General features: G+C 70.0%; 17 protein-coding genes, 3 tRNA genes and 2 pseudogenes. 14 read left to right on the forward strand and 8 right to left on the reverse strand.

What is annotated here, in order from left to right; translation table 11 throughout:
• The first annotated feature begins 211 nt into the window (after positions 1 to 211).
• The 3 genes and pseudogenes from ACQEVC_RS13665 (at position 212) to ACQEVC_RS13675 (ending at position 1985) form a co-directional block, all read left to right on the forward strand.
• Positions 212 to 1477 carry an MFS transporter gene (locus ACQEVC_RS13665; protein WP_432876917.1) on the forward strand — a complete coding sequence of 422 codons (1266 nt, stop codon included), beginning with the start codon at positions 212 to 214 and terminating at the stop codon, positions 1475 to 1477.
• Between the two features lie 44 nt (positions 1478 to 1521).
• Positions 1522 to 1816: pseudogene (locus ACQEVC_RS13670) on the forward strand (helix-turn-helix domain-containing protein); the annotation flags it as partial.
• The gene (locus tag ACQEVC_RS13675; RefSeq protein ID WP_432892103.1) at positions 1758 to 1985 is read left to right on the forward strand and encodes a hypothetical protein; all 228 of its coding nucleotides are present in this window, start codon (positions 1758 to 1760) and stop codon (positions 1983 to 1985) included. The pseudogene ACQEVC_RS13670 and the gene ACQEVC_RS13675, both read left to right, overlap by 59 nt.
• Positions 1986 to 2112: 127 nt before the next feature.
• On the opposite strand, the gene ACQEVC_RS13680 is transcribed toward ACQEVC_RS13675, so the two are convergent.
• The gene (locus tag ACQEVC_RS13680; protein WP_107269378.1) at positions 2113 to 2607 is read right to left on the reverse strand and encodes a YajQ family cyclic di-GMP-binding protein; all 495 of its coding nucleotides are present in this window, start codon (positions 2605 to 2607) and stop codon (positions 2113 to 2115) included.
• A 145-nt stretch (positions 2608 to 2752) separates the two neighbouring features.
• Here ACQEVC_RS13680 and ACQEVC_RS13685 point away from each other — a divergent pair.
• A tRNA-Tyr gene (locus ACQEVC_RS13685) sits at positions 2753 to 2836 on the forward strand.
• A 751-nt stretch (positions 2837 to 3587) separates the two neighbouring features.
• Positions 3588 to 3833: a hypothetical protein gene (locus tag ACQEVC_RS13690; protein WP_432876920.1), complete on the forward strand. Its 246-nt coding sequence runs from the start codon at positions 3588 to 3590 to the stop codon at positions 3831 to 3833.
• A gap of 238 nt (positions 3834 to 4071) precedes the next feature.
• Here ACQEVC_RS13690 and ACQEVC_RS13695 read toward each other — a convergent pair whose 3' ends face one another.
• Positions 4072 to 4485: a DUF3592 domain-containing protein gene (locus ACQEVC_RS13695; RefSeq protein ID WP_432876923.1), complete on the reverse strand. Its 414-nt coding sequence runs from the start codon at positions 4483 to 4485 to the stop codon at positions 4072 to 4074.
• Between the two features lie 391 nt (positions 4486 to 4876).
• Here ACQEVC_RS13695 and ACQEVC_RS13700 point away from each other — a divergent pair, with 391 nt between their 5' ends.
• Together ACQEVC_RS13700 and ACQEVC_RS13705 are read left to right on the forward strand one after the other, a co-directional pair.
• A complete protein-coding gene (locus tag ACQEVC_RS13700) occupies positions 4877 to 5308 on the forward strand; it encodes a hypothetical protein (RefSeq protein WP_432876925.1) in 432 nt (143 codons plus the stop codon).
• 105 nt (positions 5309 to 5413) lie between these two features.
• Positions 5414 to 5881 carry a hypothetical protein gene (locus ACQEVC_RS13705; protein WP_432876928.1) on the forward strand — a complete coding sequence of 156 codons (468 nt, stop codon included), beginning with the start codon at positions 5414 to 5416 and terminating at the stop codon, positions 5879 to 5881.
• A gap of 456 nt (positions 5882 to 6337) precedes the next feature.
• Here ACQEVC_RS13705 and ACQEVC_RS13710 read toward each other — a convergent pair whose 3' ends face one another.
• Together ACQEVC_RS13710 and ACQEVC_RS13715 are read right to left on the reverse strand one after the other, a co-directional pair.
• The gene (locus tag ACQEVC_RS13710) at positions 6338 to 6763 is read right to left on the reverse strand and encodes a hypothetical protein (RefSeq protein ID WP_432892106.1); all 426 of its coding nucleotides are present in this window, start codon (positions 6761 to 6763) and stop codon (positions 6338 to 6340) included.
• 315 nt (positions 6764 to 7078) lie between these two features.
• Positions 7079 to 7531: a hypothetical protein gene (locus ACQEVC_RS13715; RefSeq protein WP_318395975.1), complete on the reverse strand. Its 453-nt coding sequence runs from the start codon at positions 7529 to 7531 to the stop codon at positions 7079 to 7081.
• Between the two features lie 289 nt (positions 7532 to 7820).
• Here ACQEVC_RS13715 and ACQEVC_RS13720 point away from each other — a divergent pair, with 289 nt between their 5' ends.
• A complete protein-coding gene (locus tag ACQEVC_RS13720) occupies positions 7821 to 8702 on the forward strand; it encodes a hypothetical protein (protein ID WP_432876931.1) in 882 nt (293 codons plus the stop codon).
• A gap of 48 nt (positions 8703 to 8750) precedes the next feature.
• Here ACQEVC_RS13720 and ACQEVC_RS13725 read toward each other — a convergent pair whose 3' ends face one another.
• On the reverse strand, positions 8751 to 9218 hold the full coding sequence (locus tag ACQEVC_RS13725) for a hypothetical protein (RefSeq protein WP_432876934.1): 468 nt from the start codon (positions 9216 to 9218) through the stop codon (positions 8751 to 8753).
• Positions 9219 to 9318: 100 nt separating this feature from the next.
• Here ACQEVC_RS13725 and ACQEVC_RS13730 point away from each other — a divergent pair, with 100 nt between their 5' ends.
• Positions 9319 to 9927, forward strand: coding sequence for a cadmium resistance transporter (locus ACQEVC_RS13730; RefSeq protein ID WP_432876937.1), 609 nt, complete (start codon positions 9319 to 9321; stop codon positions 9925 to 9927).
• A 416-nt stretch (positions 9928 to 10343) separates the two neighbouring features.
• Here the strand turns inward: ACQEVC_RS13730 and ACQEVC_RS13735 are convergent, their stop codons facing one another.
• Positions 10344 to 11000: a class I SAM-dependent methyltransferase gene (locus ACQEVC_RS13735; RefSeq protein ID WP_432876939.1), complete on the reverse strand. Its 657-nt coding sequence runs from the start codon at positions 10998 to 11000 to the stop codon at positions 10344 to 10346.
• 254 nt (positions 11001 to 11254) lie between these two features.
• On the opposite strand from ACQEVC_RS13735, the gene ACQEVC_RS13740 reads away from it, so the two are divergent.
• A complete protein-coding gene (locus ACQEVC_RS13740; protein ID WP_318395971.1) occupies positions 11255 to 11413 on the forward strand; it encodes a hypothetical protein in 159 nt (52 codons plus the stop codon).
• Between the two features lie 27 nt (positions 11414 to 11440).
• On the opposite strand, the gene ACQEVC_RS13745 is transcribed toward ACQEVC_RS13740, so the two are convergent.
• Positions 11441 to 12337 carry a Vgb family protein gene (locus ACQEVC_RS13745; RefSeq protein WP_432876942.1) on the reverse strand — a complete coding sequence of 299 codons (897 nt, stop codon included), beginning with the start codon at positions 12335 to 12337 and terminating at the stop codon, positions 11441 to 11443.
• 74 nt (positions 12338 to 12411) lie between these two features.
• A complete protein-coding gene (locus ACQEVC_RS13750; RefSeq protein ID WP_432876943.1) occupies positions 12412 to 12858 on the reverse strand; it encodes an ATP-binding cassette domain-containing protein in 447 nt (148 codons plus the stop codon).
• A 128-nt stretch (positions 12859 to 12986) separates the two neighbouring features.
• Between ACQEVC_RS13750 and ACQEVC_RS13755 the strand changes: the two genes are divergently transcribed.
• The 4 genes and pseudogenes from ACQEVC_RS13755 (at position 12987) to ACQEVC_RS13770 (ending at position 17119) form a co-directional block, all read left to right on the forward strand.
• Positions 12987 to 13676 (forward strand): TetR/AcrR family transcriptional regulator, encoded by a 690-nt coding sequence (locus ACQEVC_RS13755; RefSeq protein ID WP_432876946.1) that lies wholly within the window; start codon positions 12987 to 12989, stop codon positions 13674 to 13676.
• Positions 13677 to 14302: 626 nt separating this feature from the next.
• Positions 14303 to 16831 (forward strand): annotated as a pseudogene (locus ACQEVC_RS13760) (putative bifunctional diguanylate cyclase/phosphodiesterase).
• Positions 16832 to 16948: 117 nt separating this feature from the next.
• A tRNA-Thr gene (locus ACQEVC_RS13765) sits at positions 16949 to 17021 on the forward strand.
• Positions 17022 to 17046: 25 nt separating this feature from the next.
• A tRNA-Met gene (locus tag ACQEVC_RS13770) sits at positions 17047 to 17119 on the forward strand.
• Positions 17120 to 17135: the final 16 nt, after the last annotated feature.

The raw sequence follows: 17135 nt of genomic DNA on the forward strand, positions 1-17135 counted from the left end.
GGGGCAGGGGACCGGCGGCGGGTCGATGCAGCCGATGCTGACCTTATCGCACCGGAACCCGGTCCAGACCGCGCTGGCCGCCGGGCCGAAGCCCAGCCCGGCGGCGACGGGGGTGACGTGGCCCTAATCAGGTTCAACGTGGCGGGGCATTCACGTTAGGGTCGGAAAGTCATTCACTCGTTACACCCGCGAGCCGAGGGGGTTCACGTCTGTGACCGCGCTGCGTCAGTACCTCGGAGTGTGGCGAATTCCGGGTGCGCCGATGCTGTTGATCGCCGGCATCGTCGGCCGGCTCGGTATCGGCATGACCCCGCTGGCGCTGCTGATGGTCGTCGAGCAGGTCACCGACCGGTACGCCCTGGCCGCCGTGGCCGGCGGGGTGTACGCGCTCGCCGGTGCCGCGCTCAGCCCGGTCGCCGGCCGGATCGCCGACCGGGTCGGGCCGAGCCCCGTGCTGCTGGTCACCGCGGTGGCCCACCCGGTGGCGCTGGTCGGGCTGCTGCTGGCCAGCCGCGCCGGCTCGGACGCCCTCGCACTGATCTTCACCGCCTCGGCGGTGGCCGGCGCGACGTACCCGCCGTTGACCGCCGCCATCCGGGGCGCCTGGAACGACCTCACCGACCCCGCCTCCGGCCGGTACGCCCTGCGCAACACCGCGCTCGCCGCCGAGACCACCCTCTTCGAGGTGGTCTTCGTGGTCGGCCCGCTGCTGGTCGCCGCCTTCGTGCTGCTGGCCGACGCCGCCGCCGCACTGCTCGGAGCCGCCGTGGTGACCCTGGTCGGCACCATGACCGTGGCGCTCGGCCGGGTGATGCGCGGCTGGCGGCCCCATCCCCGGGGCAGTCACGCCAAGGGACTCGGCCCGCTGCGGGTCGGTGGGTTCCCGGCGCTGCTGTTCTGCGTGGCCGGGCTCGGGATCGCGTTCGGCGCCGCCGGGGTGGCCGTGCCGGCGTACGCCTCCGCGCACGATCCGGTCAACGCGGAGAGCGTGGCCGGGGTACTGCTGGCGATGTGGGGGTCGGGCAGCGCCCTCGGCGGCCTCTGGTTCGGCACCCGCAAGCCGGCCCGGAACGCCGCCCGCCAGTTCGGGCAGCTCCTCGGCCTGCTCGCGGCGACCTTCGTGGTCTTCGCGGTGATGCCCGGCCCGATCGCGCTCGGTGTCGCGCTGGTGGTCGGCGGGGCCACCATCGCTCCCGCGCTGACCGTGGAGAACACCATGGTCGGCCGGATCTCCCCGGTGAGCATGCTGAACGAGTCGTACACCTGGGTGGTCACCGTGGCGGTGGGCGCCAGCGCGGCCGGCGGCGCGGTGGCCGGGGTACTGGCCGACCAGGTCGGCGTACCGTGGGCCTTCATCTTCGCCGGGGCGGCGGTGGCGGCCGCCGCGGTGGTCGCGGCGCTGCCCACCGGCTCGATCGCCCGCGCCGAGGCCCTGGCCGAGGTACGCCTGGAGCAGGCGCTCGCCACGGAGGGGTGAGGAACCGTGCGCGCATCCGCTACTGGCGCCTACGTCGTGGTGGCATGACGCAGACAGTCCTGGCCCGGCCGGCCGGCGCCTCGCAGTCCTACATCTCGCAGGTGGAAGCAGGTCGGAGGGTCATCGACCGGCGATCCACGCTGGTCAGCATCGCCGCCGCCCCTCAAGGTGACCGTCGCGGAGCTGCTCGGCCAGCCGGGTGATCCAACTGACCCGGCCAAGGCCGGCGCGGCCGGCGCGGTACCGGCGATCTGCGCAGCCTTGACGGAGATCGACGAAGGTGAGCGGCGAACGCCCGGCCGCCATGTTGACCAGCTCGCCACCGCCATCGAGCAAAGCGCCGTGCTGCGACTCCGCCCGGCACCAGTCGTACTGGTTGGACCTCGGCCGGGCCCTGGCGTACTCGGGGCGTGTCGACCAGGAGGCACTGGCGGCGTTCATCCGCGCCGAGCGGGCCGAGCTACGACAGATCACCGGTGCGGACCCGCCCAGCGCCCCCGAGCCATGATCACGAGCTGGCCCCTCAGGGACCCCGCTGGCTGTGGGTGGCGTGCTGGCCCGAGTCGGTCCCCGATCCGTGCCCGCGATCTCGGCGAAGTGCTTCGCCCTGGTCGCGGGCACAGATCGGGCGGGTGTCACCGGTAGTTCGTGAACTGGAGGGCGACGCCGAAGTCCTCGCTCTTGAGCAGGGAGATCACCGTCTGGAGGTCGTCCTTCTTCTTGCCGGTCACCCGGAGTTGGTCGCCCTGGATCTGCGCCTGTACGCCCTTCGGCCCCTCGTCGCGGATCTTCTTGCTGATCGCCTTGGCCTTGTCCGAGTCGATGCCCTGGATGATCTTGCAGTCGATCTTGTGGACCTTGCCCGACGGGCGCGCCTCACCGGCGTCCAGAGACTTCAGCGAGATGTTCCGCTTGACCAGCTTCTCCTTGAAGACCTCCAGGGCCGCCTTGACCCGCTCCTCCGTCTCGGCCTGGAGACTGACCCCCTCCTCGCCCGACCACGAGATGTCGGCGCCGGTGCCCCGGAAGTCGAACCGGGTGGAGAGCTCCTTCTCGGTCTGCCGGAGGGCGTTGTCGATCTCCTGCCGGTCGACCTTGCTGACGATGTCGAACGACGGGTTGGCTGCCATGATTCCGCTCCTGCTGTGGACGACATGAAGATGTACGGGCCCGCCGGGCGGCGGTACGACATGCCGACGGTACCCGCTTGCACGGCGGCCCGATGTAACCGCTATCCTTGCTTCCGCTGCCGCGTTGCGCGTGGCGGCACGCCCTGGCGGGTTGCCCGAGCGGCCAATGGGAGCGGACTGTAAATCCGTCGCGAAAGCTACAGAGGTTCGAATCCTCTACCCGCCACCAGGTGCGAAATCAGCCCCTGACCTGGGACAACCGGGTGAGGGGCTGATCTTCTTCGGTCCCGTCCCGTCCAGCCGAGCCCGGCCGTCCAGAGCAAGTTGTGGGCAGATGGTGGGAAGGTTGATCTTGGTCTCCCGGCGAACTGTCAGGGGCTCATCGTGCCTGTCTGGTGCGTCCTGGTGCGGCTGTCCTTTCTCCCGGGGTGGGGGGCGGGCTGGTTCGGGCGCAGCGACGCGTAGGCGTGGGTGTGGGTTCCCTGACGGCGTGACGGGGAGGACGTACACCGTTGACAACAAGCCAGTCCCGGGGTTGGACTGGCGCGGCGAGCCGGAAGCCGGGAGTTCGACGGGGCCAGCCCCGCAGGCTTCCGTACCGCCGCTTGCCGGCGTCGACCATGTCCAGGGCGAGGCGGTCGAACCCGTCCGGCCCGCCCGGCGCGGTCGACCCGATGACGAACTGCCGTGCGAGGCGCTGTACCTCTACGGGTTCAATCCGCGTCGCTGGTCGGAGGAACTGCCCCGAGATCATACGGTGGCCCTGACCTGGTTGGAGGGTGCGTCGCTGCCTGGATTCGACGGCGATGGTTCGCCGTGTGTTGGACAGTCTGTGCGTACGGCTGGACGGCAAGCCCCGCGGCGGCCTCCACCGTCCAGCGGAAGCGGGCCACCCTGTATAACGCGCTCGGCTACGCGATCGAGCTGGAGCTGATCGACTCCACAACCCCGTCGACCGGGTCCAGTGGCAGGCCCCCGAGGTGGCCCAGGCGATCGACCGTCGGGTGGTGGCTAGCCCGGCCCAGGTCGCCGCGCTGCTCGAAGCGGTGAAATCTCTCGGCAATCGGGCCGACCGGGTGACGGCGTTCTACGGCTGCCTCTACTACGCCGGTATGCGGCCGTCGGAAGCGGCCTACCTGCGCCAGAACGACTGCACGCCTCCGGGCCGGTGCCGTGCCGGGACCGTGGCGTCGAGCTGGCCGACGTACTCACGGTTAGGCCCTTGAACGCGGCGGCCACCTTCTGGCTGAACGCTGGCGTCCCGCCGACCGAGGTTGCTCGGCGCCTGGCACGGCGTGCCGTCCTGCTACGCGTCTCGGGCGAGCTCAACTCTCCCGGCGGCGCCTGGGAACTGCGCGAGCCTTGGCGCGAACTGCATCGACGGGGGAGAGGACACCGTCAACGACAAAGAAGCCGCTCGCCGCCCAGGGCCGTCCGCGGACTGGCGGACAGGGGCGTGCCGCGTCACGTCGTTCCTTCCGGGCCGAAGAGCAGGATCAGGACGAGGGCGAGGATGTTGCACAGCCCGAAACAGATCAACACTACGCCGACCCAGCCGCCGCGCATCGACGTACCTTCGATATAGGCAAGAGTGGGCTTTTTGGGGTCGTACAGAACTGTGACCGGGCTTCCCTCACGCAGGCGCCGCCGCCCGATGTCGCCGCCCTTGGTCGTGATCTCGCGCCCGCTTTGGGTGGTGAACTCGACGGTCGCGTCCCGGATGTGGTTCCCGTTCTCTACAAGAGTGACGTTGAGCTTGGTGATCCGTCCGGAGACGCGCACCGCGCGGGCACGGAACAGCCAGGATCTGACCAGCAGAACGATCCCGGCCAAGATGAGGCAGACCCCGAGGACCACCAAGAATGACAGCTCGTCCACAAAACCTCCCGGTCGCCAGCACGGCCCATCGACCGGACTGTCCGCGGCAGGCTACAGGGACCCTGCGAACTCCGGGATGCCGAGATCGTCTCCTGAACTCGCCTGACAAGTCCCGATCAGGGCACTCCGCGGTCGGCAAACCTTCCCGAACCGCACGGCCTTCTACCCACCCATCAGCGCAGCGTGACCGTTGGTGGCCAGGCAACTCCCCCACCGAGCGGCCGTCAGTGGGGGATCCCAACTTGTGGGGCGCACGGTGCCCGGGGTGGGTGCGGCGGCAAAGGCTGGCGGTGCGGGAGATCGGTGGCAAGCCAGTCCCGGGGTTGGACTGGCGGGGAGCCGGAAGCCATGAGTTCGACGGCGGCCAGCCGCGCCGGCTTCCCGTACCGCCGTGCCCGGCATCCTGGCCGTGCTCGGCATCCTGGCCGTGGTCGACGAGATGGCCGGCGTACATCGATCTCTCTGGCCTGGCGCGGGAGCGGCGTCCGTCGGAGGCCACCGGACGGCCTACCGCTCCCGCCCGCCGCGCAGGGCGCGGGGGCTTGATTCGCCGGCGATGGTCCGCCGAATGCTGGACAGTCTGTGCGTACGGCTGTACGGCAAGCCCGTCAGGACCGTGCCCGCGGTGCTGACCCGCTGCCGGCTCAACCGGCTCAGCCACATCTGGCCGGTGGAAACTCACCAGCAATCCCGCCCAACAGGCCCGGTCAGCAGCGGGACCAGCAATGACGCGCGTAAACCGTCAGGCATAAGCCGCCTTCGAGCTGGCGCGACGCCGACCAAGTTGCTGGCCGAAACGCAGAGAGTTTCCTTCGATCAGTGAACCTTTTTCAACCTGAACCGCGCGGCGCTCACGCACCGCGTCCGACCTTGCGGTCCGCCGGACCGCAAGGGGAGGTTGAAAAAGGTTCAGTAGTATTCCCTGCACATGACCTCTCCAAAGCCACTGCCCACCCGCGACAAGGTGTTCGTCTGGGCCGGGATCGCGTTCGTCCTGGTGCTGTCCTGCGGACTCAGCTCGTCCCTGATCGCCGAAGGCGTTGGCAGCCGCCGCGCTCTGGCACACGGCCCGGTAGGCACGTTCACCCCCAACGACAGGAAATGCGGCGACTCCTCCTGCGCTTGGGTGGGAACGTTCGCCAGCGCTGACGGCACGGTCACCGAGGAGGACGTGGTGCTGAAGGGCGAACGGGCCCGAAGCAGCGGCTCGATGCCGGCCACCATCGACGACGTGCGCCTGGACGACGAAGCCACCCGCCCGACCGCCTACGCCGCCGACTACAACTGGCTCGGTCCTGTGGCCAAGGGGAGCTTGCTCTCCCTCGTGGGGCTGGTAATAGCGGGCTTTCTGGTGGTGGTGCTGAAGCGGCACCGATCGGCCGCCGTTTCCTCGTGAGTCACGGCGCCGTGCGGGTGCGCTCGGGACGCTCGGGAAGATGGGGCAGAACGGTTCGTACAAACAGCAAGGGGTCCACCGGGACCCGGACTCGGGTCACAGGTCCTGCGGCCTGCCGGGCCCGCACCACAACAGGCTGTACTCACCGTGCGTCCTGACCTGATCGCCAGGGACTTCGCCACCGCGGCCGCTGGTACCGAAGGCCAGCTGTGCGTCACCGGACCGGCGGTGAACACCCGCTGGTGCGGAGATATCACCTACATCAACGCGCGGGAGGGCTGGCTGTGTCCGGCCACCGTCATCGACCTGGCCGCTCCCGCTCCGCCGCCCGCACGTCGATATTCACCTGGATCGAGGGCTGGTATGACACCCGATGCCGCCACTCGGCCGAACCCTGAGATACCCGACGCTGGCGTTCAGCTAAGGACCCACTCTCACCGTCTATCCGAGATGGATTCAGATAAAGCAGAAGTTCACGAAGCCGTATTGTCCGGTGCGGACGTTCCAGCCCTCGTACCAGTCATCGAGGTATTTGTCGTACTCGGGGCACCATACGGGATCGCCAGCCGCGGCCCAGAACGGCAGGAAGCAATCGCCTGGGCTGCCGTGCCCGACCACCGGAGCATCCAACTTCGGCTTCTGGTGCATGGGGACATCCGGCTGCGTGAAGTCCAGGAACTCGCAGTTCGCTTGAGGCGCTCCGACGACCCGGTGTGCCGGCTGGGACTCCGCAGATGCTGGACCCGCGAAGATGCTCAGCGCTGCCGTGATCGTTGCGGTCAGGACGATCAGTGTCCTCCGTATGTGGGTCATGATTCGAATATCCTTCCGCTCAAACGAAAAGCCGTCGTTGTCGTATGAGGTGCCTTCGGTGGATTGCAAGCACACGGATAGTTCGACTCCGTCGGAGTCGAGCGCCACAATCCGGGCCCGCACAAAGTGTCTGATCAGGTTCTATACTTCCTCAATACCGCGAGAATGCCGCGACGGCTCAGCGCCGCCCGTGTATGGCGCGCCCGACCGGCCACTGAGCGCCCAGAACTCACCAACCGCCACCAGGTGGGACCAGCGACCAGGAGGCCACCCGAGAGCAGCCCCAGCCGCCGGGCTCCACCACTACGGTCGCCGCCGACCCCGCCTCGCCACAGCAGGCCGACCGCCCATCACCAGGTTGACCAACCTCCCCGGGCAGTACGCCTAGTCGCAGTACCTCCACTGGGTCGTGGTGGTGCCGTAGATTCCTCCGCCGTAGATCGCCCCGATGGATCCCGTCCACCTGATGCACGTGCCGGCGGCGTAGCCGCTGGCCGCCGCATAGTGGGCGTAGTTCCCTTCGTCCCGGACAGTGCTCATGCCCTGACGCTCCAGGACGGCCTCTGTGTAGCTGGCGACGCCGTCTGCCCGGCCGACCCTGAGGGTGACGACACAGTTCTCCTGATAGCTGCCGTTCCACAACACATAGACCTCGCCCAAGGGCATGTTGTTCCGGTCGTCCCAGAGATCCTCCCTGGTGAGCTGCGTGTATTGGCCGTTCGGCCAACCGCACCCCTGCGCCGAAACGACGGCTTCGCGCAGGGTGTGGGCCGAGGCGGGCGAGGCCATGAACGTGATCGAGGCGAGTACAAGGCCAAGGGCCAAACCGATACGCACGAGGATGCGACGGTATGTTCGAGACATGACAATTCCTCCCTGGTATAGCTACATCCACTCCAGCAGGAACCGTCCGCGCACGTAGAGCCGCTCCTGTGCAGGAGCCGCCCTGCAAGGCGGAGATCGCCGGATGGACGTGGGCCGAATCCCCCGCCGGCCTGATTGTCAGTATGCGTGCGAGCGCGCACGTCGTCCTTGATGGAGCGTGCACAGATCCTTGGCGGCCAGTACCGGCCCGGACGGCAGGACGGCCCCCCGTCGTGACTCGTCTATGGAATGATCGCTGACCGTGCGCCCGACCCGTGTCCTGTTGATGGTCTTTGCCGCCGCCGGCACGCTGTCGGTCCTGGCGGTGGCGGTCTCCGCCGACCACGCCGTCGCACAGTGCGCTCTCGTCGCATCGGCCGCCCTGATCGGGTACGTCCTGCTCGCCGGCCCGGCAGCGCCCCGGGTACGACCGGCGCTGGCCGCCGGCATCGCCCTGCTCGCGCTCCCGACAGCGATGGAACTGTGGCGGGGCTCCGCAGCACCGGCCACTCGCCAGTCGCTCATCCCGATCTACACGCCGTCGGACGGTAGTGCCGCAGCAACGGGACGGACGGCGCTCCCACCGTCGATTCTCGACCAGTGGCGGCAGGCGCTCGACCAGGAACGGCTTGCCAGCGTAGGACTGCTGCTCGGCGTGCTCTGCCTAGCCGTGGCGGTGCTCGCCCTGCCGGCTCGGCAGCGGCCGAAGGCCACCGTACTGGCGGGAGTCGTCGCCGTACTCCTGCTCCTGATCGTCGGTGCGGACGTCTGGTCGCGGGTCGACGGCGAACCGTTGCTCGGCCTGCTCGGTACTGCCTGGCCGGCGCTGCTGGCCACCCTCGCGGCGGCGGGTGCGCTGGCGCTGTCGGCGTCGCGTGCCGACCGGGCCGCCCTCGTGCCGCTCGGGGCGCTGCTGGTCGCCGTCTCGGCGGCGGTCGCCTTCCACGATCTCACCCGCAGGTGGGTGGCCTGGTGGACGTTCTCGAATCCGGACGACGGGGTCCACCTGTCGGCCGGCGTCGCCGTGTCGCTGGCGAATGTGGTGGACGTGCCAGCGGCGCTGCTGGCCGCGGTGACGCTCACCGGGCCGGCGCTGCTCGCGGTCGGTACCCTGCGCGCCTCCCGAGCCGCCGACCCGACCTAGCCAGCGCCTCGAACCGCGTACCAACAAGAGACCGGCTACGACCCCAGCTCACGGATGCGCGTGGATGAGCCGGAGTTCGTGGCCCAAACCTGCCGACAGGGTCACCAGATCGTCGTCGGTCAGCTCGCGCTCCGGATTCCACAAGGTGAGCCGGAACCGGGAGAACCCGGCCGGCCAGTCGTAGTCGAGGTCGGCGAGGGAGACCAGCTCACCGCAGCACGGCACCGCCACGGTCAGGTCGTCGAACCCGTCCGGATTCGGCGAGTTGAGATCCGTCAACCCGTCGAACCACTCCACAGCGATCACACCGCCACAACGCGGGCACCCGATCCGCTCCAGGTTCTCGAACGGGTGGGCCACGGTGATCCGCGCGAAGAACTCCACTTCGATGCTGGGGTACACGTGCTCCGGAATGCCGGCGAGCCGCCGCGCCTCGGCGGCGGTGCGCTCGGCCGCGTCCCGGCTCGGCTGCCAGGTCAGGTCGGTCGGGATGAGGTACACGATGAAGTCGCCCACGCCGCGCATTGTGCACCCGAACCGTACGGAGTCGAGCCTCCGGCGGCGGGACCGGCCTGCCCTGCCCTGCCCGGTCCCCGCCGGCACGTACATTCCGTACGTGGGAGATCTTGTCGGGACCCTGGTCGCGGCGGTCGGAGTGTTCGTCGGTACGAACGTCGACGACATCATCGTGCTGACCGTGCTCTTCCTCTCCGCCCGGGCGGCCGGCAGGCCCCGGCCGGGGCAGATCTGGGCCGGTCAGTACGCCGGCATCGCAACCCTGGTCGCCATCTCCGCCGTGACCGCGCTCGGCCTGACGATCGTCCCCGACCAGTGGGTCGGGTTGCTGGGCCTGATCCCGTTCGGCCTCGGGGTGAGGGGACTCGTCGCGGCGATCCGGGCCCGTGGTGACGCTGAGCCACCGGGGCCCGTCGTCGCGACCGGGCTGTTCTCGGTGGCCGGGGTTACGGTGGCGAACGGTGCGGACAACATCTCCGTCTACACGCCGCTGTTCCGCACCGTCGGCGTGACGGACAGCCTGGTCACCGTGGCGGTCTTCGCCGTCGGGGTCGCGCTCTGGTGTCTGGCCGGGTCCTGGCTCGGCTCGCACCGAAGGGTCGTCGAGGTCGTTCAGCGCTTCGGGCACTGGATCGTGCCCGTCGTCTTCATGGCGATCGGCGTGGTGATCGTGGCCGAGTCCGGCGTACTCGGCCGGCTCGCCGGTTGAGCATCCACCTCGCTGCCCGAGCAGCCTCGCCGTAGGTGTCGGGATGAAGCGGGTGCTGCTGACCGGCATGTCGGGGGACCGGCAAGTCGGCGGCGGTCGAGGAACCGCATCGAACAGCTCCGGTCCACCGACGACGCCGCGGCGGTCGAGGAACCGCATCGAACAGCTCCGGTCCACCGACGACGCCGCCGACGACGACACCGGATGTCGCACCACCCCGACCACCTGCTCGCCTGGTCCGCGTACCAGGGGTTGGTGGGGACGCAGGCCAAGCTCATCAGCCGCGCCACTGCCACACTGACCCGCTCCAACGCCTGGGGTTCTTCGACTGGTTCGCCCCCGTTTCTCCGCACCGGGCACGGACTGTACCTCCGGGGCTGACTTGCGGCGGCGGGAGCGGTCACGGACAGCGGTGACTACCGGTGTGCCTGGTCAACCGGACGGACGGCTCGGCCGAGGATGTGCGGCGCGGCCGGATTGCCAGGTCCACTGTCCGGGAACCGGAACCGTCGCAACTCGCCGATCCGGAACCCTGCTCCGGTGATCGCGGCGGCGGTGTCGCGGCCCGTTCGACAGCCGGCGAACAGCCGTGGCCACACCGTGCGGTCCAGGACCCGTTGCGTCCGCCGCAGCAGGCCGGGTTCTTCGGCCGCTACGTGCTCGTAGAACCGCAGTTCCCCGCCGGGACGCAGCACCCGCCGGATCTCGGCCAGCGCGGCGGCCTGGTCCGGCACCGTACACAGCACCAGCGCCACCACCGCCGCATCGAACTCGCCGTCGGCGGCCGGCAGCGCGTCGGCGGTTCCGGCCACCACCCGGACGGGTACGCCGGCGGTCGTGGCGGCGGCGGTCGCGGTCGCCCGCAGCCGGGGCTCCGGTTCGACCGCCAGCACCTCGCTGACCGAGGTGGGATAGTGCGCGAACATGCGTCCGTTACCGGGCCCGATCTCGACGACCCTCCCCGCCAGTCCCGCCACCAGGGTCCGCCGGTGCTCCACGGCTCCGGCCCGGTCCATCAGTACGCTGACCCGCTCATAGAAACGGGCGAAGATCGGATGTGCCTTCCCTGCCATCCATCCTCCTCTCCCTGGCGTATGTCCCGCCGTCGACCGGAGCCGGGGGTAGCGCTGCCGGACAACTGGGCACCACCGGCGGGCCACGGCGGGTGGCGCATTCCCGCAGCACGCTCGCTCGACCATCTCACCCTGCGGCTCGCACCGACATCCCCGACGGGGCAGATTCCCGGGTACCGACGGGAGGGATGGCGGGGCTCTGGGGGCGGCCGCGCGGGGCGGCGACGGCGGTCCGGGTGCCCTAGCGTCGCTGCATGGCCTCCGACCAGATTCCCGAGCTGGTGTTCGTCCTGACGGTGTACGTCGCCCTGTCGGCTGTCATGCTCGCCCTGCTCTACTGGGTCGTCCGGCTGGCGGTACGCCACGCGATCGAGGACGCCGACCGCCGCCGCGCGAACCAGCGGCAGCGGTGACATCGGGTACGCCGGCGTGGCCGGCGTTCAGCACACCAGCCGGGCCACCGCACCGATCTCCAGGGCGACCCAGACCACCCCGTCCGGACCGACCGTGATCCCGTGCGGCTCCGATCCCGGGGTCGGCAGCTCGTACTCCCGGATCGTGCCGTCCGGGCCGAGCCGCCCGACCCGGTTGGCGCCCCACTCGGTGAACCAGTAGCTCCCGTCCGGCCCGGCGGCGATCGCGTGCGGCCGGGCGGTCCGGTCCGGCAGCGGGATCTCGGTGATCCGCCCGTCCGGGGTGATCCGGCCGAGCTGGCCGGCGGCGATCTCGACGAACCGGACTGCGCCGTCCGGGCCGGATGCGATGCCGACCGGTCCGGCGCCGGCCGCCGGCAGCGGGTACAGCGTGATCTTTCCGTCGAGATCGATCCGGCCGACCGCGTTCGCCTGGTTGAGCGTGAACCAGAGCGCCCCGTCGGCACCGGCGGTGATCATCGAGGGATAGCCACCCGCCTCGGGCAGCGGAAACTCCACCACCTCGCCATCAGTGCTGATCCGGCCGATCCGATCACTGTTCATCTCGGTGAACCAGAGCGCGCCGTCCCGCCCGGCGGTGATCCCGTACGGGCCGCCGGCCGGCGACGGGACCGGATAGGAGCTGACCTGCCCGGAGAGCGACACCCGGCCGATCCGGTGGTCCCGGAACCGGGTGAACCAGAGTGCGCCGTCCGGTCCCGTCGTGATGACGGAGGGTCCGCTCGCCGATTCGTCGAGTTGGTAACGCTGAACCTCCTCGTCGGCGGTCATTCGGATGATTTCCCCGGCATGCACCAGGGTGACCCATATTGCGCCGTCCGGTCCGATAGTGACGCCGTACGGGCCGGCGGTGGAATCGGCTATCCGAAACTCCCGGACCGACGGAGGACGTGGGGATGTCATTCAGTTTCCTTTCTTTAGTATTTCGAGCGGCGGCGACCTGCCCGAATCGCAAACCGGCGTCTGGCGCTTCGTAATCAGGCCGTGACGGAGACCGGTTCGGGGTCGAGTACCCCGGCGGTCATCACCCGGTGCTCGCCGCGCCACCGCTCGCGCGGCCGCCCGTACTCGGTCGGCCGCCGCTGGTCGCCGTCGCCGAGCAGCGGCTCCAGCTCTCGCGGCCGCGCCTCGATCCGGCGCAGCTCGGCGAGCGCGTCGTCGATCGCCTGCCGCACCGTCAGGTACCCCGGCGGCGGCGCGTCCTGCCCCAGGTAGCCGAGGCCACCGGCGGTGACGACGGTCACCCGCCCCTCGTCGGGCCGCTCCCGCCCGGCGAGCAGCCGGAGCGGGGTGGACTTGCCGGAGCCGTTCTCGCCGATGACCGCGGTGCGTTCGCCGGTGGCGACGGCGGAGCTGACCCCGTCGAGCACGGTCCGGTCGGCGTAGCGCTTGGTGACGTCGTGCAGGCTGAGTTGGGTAGGCATGGGAGCGACTCCGGTCGTCGGCGGATCAGTCACCGGTCGTGCGGCGGCTCGGGACGCGGGGTGACGCTCACCTGACCATCGGACGGGTACCTACCTTAAGTCTACGGATGTAGCAGTAAGATCCTGTCATGTCGCCGCCCCGACCGCCAACCGATTCCGCCGCCGGGCCGGTCCGCCGGCCGGGGGGCCGCAGTGCCGAGATCCGCCGCCGGGTTCTCGACGCGGTCCGGGCCCACCTCGTCGAGTACGGCTACGACGCGCTGGGCGTCGACGCCGTGGCGGACCGGTCGGGAGTGCACCGCACCACGGTCTACCGGCGCTGGCGCGACGTCGGCGGGCTGCTCGCCGACGTACTCGCCGAGGCCGCCGACGACGACTGGCGGGCACCCGACACCGGCTCGCTGGAGGGCGACCTGTGCGCCGTCAACTCCGAGGTGTACGCGGCGCTGACCGCCGAACCCCCGGTCACGATGGCGCTGATCGCCGCGTCGTTCCGCTCGGCGCCGGCCGCGGACGCCCTCCGCTCCTTCTGGGTCGACCGGTACGACCGCTGCGCCGTCATCGTCCACCGGGCCGTACGGCGTGGCGAGATCCCGCCCGGCTGCGATCCGCGCCGGTTGCTCGTCGCCGCCACCGCGCCGCTCTACCACGAGCTGGTGCTGCTGCGGACCTCGCCCGACCGGGAGTTCCCGGTCCAGGCGGCCCGGGCCGCCGTGGCGGCCGCCCGGGCCGGAGCCTTCCCGGCGGGTGCCCTCACGGACTGTGATCCTGCCGACGTCGGAGCTCCGGCCGTACGCCCTCCGGCCGGTGCTCGCTGAGTCTGCTGTGGACACCGGTCCGAGGTATCCCTAGTGTCCCGATGTCGACCTATTCTCTGGCGGCACTGCGTCCGTGATGGGCGGAGTTATGCGGTTGCAGCGGTTTAGCCGAAATCCGTCGACAACGGTATTTGGTACGGCTGATCGCGTACGGGTGGTGAGTCTTATTGAGCGGGGAGTGAATCATGTCGGGCATTTGCCGGCCGGTGGGGTTGCGGCCGGCCGGCGGACTTGTCCCTACCGAACGGTTAGACTTTGCCGATCCCCGGATGGTCGCTCTTCCGATGGCTTTGCGGGTTCCTCGGACTGTGGCACCATCATGGAACATCTACCTTCCACGACGCTACCTCGACGGGAGCAACCGATGCCTGCATGGAGGTTGGGCCGCCTCATAGGCTCCCTACTTCTGCTCGCGGCGCTCGCCGTCAGTGGCTTCGCCGCGGCGACCGCGGTGACCGATCTGGCTGTGCGGGACCGAAGCGGCCACACCTGGATCGCTGACTCGACCGACCCTCCAACCGAGGGTGACACGACCGGGCCGGACGACGGGCTCCAGGTTTTCGGCTGGGACTGGGCCTAGCGACCACCCGCGTCCGAGGGACGGACTCTCTTCCATCGGGAGTGGTATGGCTGGGCGCCCACCGTCACCACGTCGATCCCCTGAGCACGCCTGGCTGATCACCGGCCCACTGGCCATCTTCGCGGTCGTCCTGGCGGTGGTGCTCGGTGTCCTCGACGGTCCGCCCGACGAGTGGGCGTGAGCGGCCCTGGTGCTCGGGCTTGCGCTGCTGGGTGACACTCCGCTGCTGTTCTACGTCGTCCGGCGGCAGACCACGGTCATCACGTTCGTCGAGATTCCGCTGCTCTTCGGGCTCTACCTGCTGCCGCCGCTCACCGTCGTACTCGTCTTCACGCTCGGTTCGCTGATCACCCAGATCTACCGCCGGTTCGCGCCGGCGAAGTTGTGGTTCAACGTCGCCAAGTCCGCCGCGGCGGTGTCGCTGGCGAGTCTGGTCGTGCTGGCGCTGCCGGAGACGCAGGGCTTCGGGCCGAGCACCTGGGGTGTCCTCGTCGCCGCCGTGGCGACCCACGCGCTGGTGACGCTGGGTGCGGTCGCCGGAGTCTTCGCGATCATGCATGGAGCGCAGGCGGGCTGGGAGGTGTTCCGCACCTCCGGTCCCGGCCTGCTCACGGTGATGCTCAACGTGGCCATGGGCCTGGTCATCGTGATCTGCCTCCGGGTCACCCCGTGGTCCGCCCTGCTCCTGCTCGCGCTCGCCGCCGCGCTGGTCCTGCTCTACCGCGCGTACGCGCAGTTCTTCCGGCAGCACCGGACCCTGGCGGACGTCTACGAACTGACCAAGGCGATGAGCGAGCGCGGTCAGGACGGCACCCTGGCCGACTCGCTGCTGGGCCGGGTCCGGGCGCTGATGCAGGCCGAGTACGCCACCCTCTGGCTCCCCGCCCAGGGCCGGCACCCGGAGGTCCTGCTCACCGCCAGGGTCGACGACTCGGGGCTACTCGACTTCTCCCGGACCCCGCTGGTCGCCCGGGAGCGCGCCACCGGGGAGAGCCGGACCGTCGCCGCCGGCAGCCGGATGGCCGGCCATCCGGACGTACGGGAGGCGTTGCGGGAAGCGGGTCTGAAGGACATGATCGTCACGCCGCTCCGCTCCGGCCAGGCGGTGATCGGGTCGCTCGAGGTGGTGAACCGGCTCGGCGACATCGGGCACTTCACCCCCGCGGATGTGCCGATCTTCGAGACGATCGCCGCGCACGCCGCGGTCGCCCTGGAGAACTCCCGGCTGGTGGACCGGCTGCGGCACGACGCGTACCACGACGGGGTGACCAACCTGCCCAACCGGCGGCGGGTGACCGGGGCGCTGGAAGAGGCGGTCCGGGTACGCGCGCCGAACGAGGTCGTCGCACTGCTCCTCTTCGACGTGGCCGGGCTTCGCCAGGTCAACGAGTCCGTCGGGCACGCGGCCGGCGACCGGGTACTCGTCGAGGTGGCGACCCGGCTGCGCGCCTCGGCTCCCTCCGCCGCGCTGGTGGGCCGGGTCGGCAGTGACGAGTTCGTGGTGACGCTGCGGATGGAGAGCATCGACGCGGCGCTCGACCTCGCCGCCGAGCTGCGCGAGCAGATCCGCGACCGGATGGTCTTCGACGCGCTGGTCCTCGACGTCGACACCGTGGTCGGGGTCGCGGTGCATCCGGACCACGGTGACGACCCGGCGACCCTGCTCCAGCGCGCCGACCTCGCGGTGACCAGGGCCAAGTCGGCGCCGGACGGCATCCAGCTGTTCAGCCCCGGGCTGGAGTCCCGGTCGTCGCGCCGACTCGGCCTGGCCGGCGACCTGCGTCGCGCGCTCGGCCACGCCGAGGTGGAGGTCTACTACCAGCCGAAGGTCGCGCTGACCGACCGGCGGCTGGTCGGGGTGGAGTGCCTGGCCCGGTGGGTGCACCCGGCGCACGGCACGGTGGCCCCGGAGGACTTCGTGGCGGTGGCGGAGCACACCGGCCAACTTCCCGAGCTGACCAAGCTGGTACTCGGCGAGGCGCTGCGGCGCAGCCGCGACTGGACCAGCGGCGGCAACACTCTCGCCGTCTCGGTGAACATCTCTCCGCGTACGCTCGCCGACCAGCAGTTCCCCGCCCTGGTGCAGGGGATGCTCGCCGAGTACGGCGTCGCCCCGGAGCTGCTCACGTTGGAGATCAAGGAGGCCGGCGTACTGGACGGCACCGAACGTGCGGTGCCGGGGTTGCGCCGGCTGCGCGACATCGGGGTACGCCTCGCCGTCGACGACTTCGGCACCGGCCACTCCTCGCTCTCCTACCTGCGCCGGCTGCCGGTCAACGAGGTCAAGGTCGACCGCTCGTTCGTGCAGGGGATGGCGACCGACCCGGTGGACCTGGCGATCGTCAACGCGGTGGTGACGCTCTCCCAGCAGTTCGGCCTGGCGGTGGTGGCCGAGGGGGTGGAGAGCGAACTCACCCTGGAGCTGCTCCAGGACATCGGGTGCCAGATCGGGCAGGGGTTCCTGTTCAGCCGTCCGCTGCCGTACGAGCGCCTGGAGGCCTGGTTCGCGGCCCAGACGGAGTCCGACGCCCAGTCCGGCCCGGCCGACGTACGGCGGCTGCGGGCGGTGCCCTGAGCTGCGCCGGCGATCCGGGATCGATGCCCCGGTATGGCCATCGGGGATCTGATTTCACCTCGTGCCCGACGACGTGTACTCTTACCTCTGCGCGCCACCGGGAAAGATCGCGTGCGCGCCCCCTTAGCTCAGTCGGCAGAGCGTCTCCATGGTAAGGAGAAGGTCTACGGTTCGATTCCGTAAGGGGGCTCAGAGGGTTCAGCTGGACCCGCCTCGGCGGTGTAGCTCAGATGGCAGAGCAAGCGGCTCATAATCGCTGTGTCGCCGGTTCAAGTCCGGCCACCGCTACTCTCGGGCGCCGGGG

Origin of the sequence: Plantactinospora sp. CA-294935 (genome assembly GCF_050936445.1) — a bacterium.
In the GTDB taxonomy this organism is placed as follows: domain Bacteria; phylum Actinomycetota; class Actinomycetes; order Mycobacteriales; family Micromonosporaceae; genus Plantactinospora.

What these genes read in the sequence shown, in the direction of transcription:
- ACQEVC_RS13680 (WP_107269378.1), bottom strand. Translation starts at nt 2,607, where the DNA reads ATGGCAGCCAACCCGTCGTTCGACATCGTCAGCAAGGTCGACCGGCAG.
- ACQEVC_RS13705 (WP_432876928.1), top strand. Translation starts at nt 5,414, where the DNA reads ATGACCTCTCCAAAGCCACTGCCCACCCGCGACAAGGTGTTCGTCTGG.
- ACQEVC_RS13735 (WP_432876939.1), bottom strand. Translation starts at nt 11,000, where the DNA reads ATGGCAGGGAAGGCACATCCGATCTTCGCCCGTTTCTATGAGCGGGTC.
- ACQEVC_RS13740 (WP_318395971.1), top strand. Translation starts at nt 11,255, where the DNA reads ATGGCCTCCGACCAGATTCCCGAGCTGGTGTTCGTCCTGACGGTGTAC.
- ACQEVC_RS13745 (WP_432876942.1), bottom strand. Translation starts at nt 12,337, where the DNA reads ATGACATCCCCACGTCCTCCGTCGGTCCGGGAGTTTCGGATAGCCGAT.
- ACQEVC_RS13750 (WP_432876943.1), bottom strand. Translation starts at nt 12,858, where the DNA reads ATGCCTACCCAACTCAGCCTGCACGACGTCACCAAGCGCTACGCCGAC.
- ACQEVC_RS13755 (WP_432876946.1), top strand. Translation starts at nt 12,987, where the DNA reads ATGTCGCCGCCCCGACCGCCAACCGATTCCGCCGCCGGGCCGGTCCGC.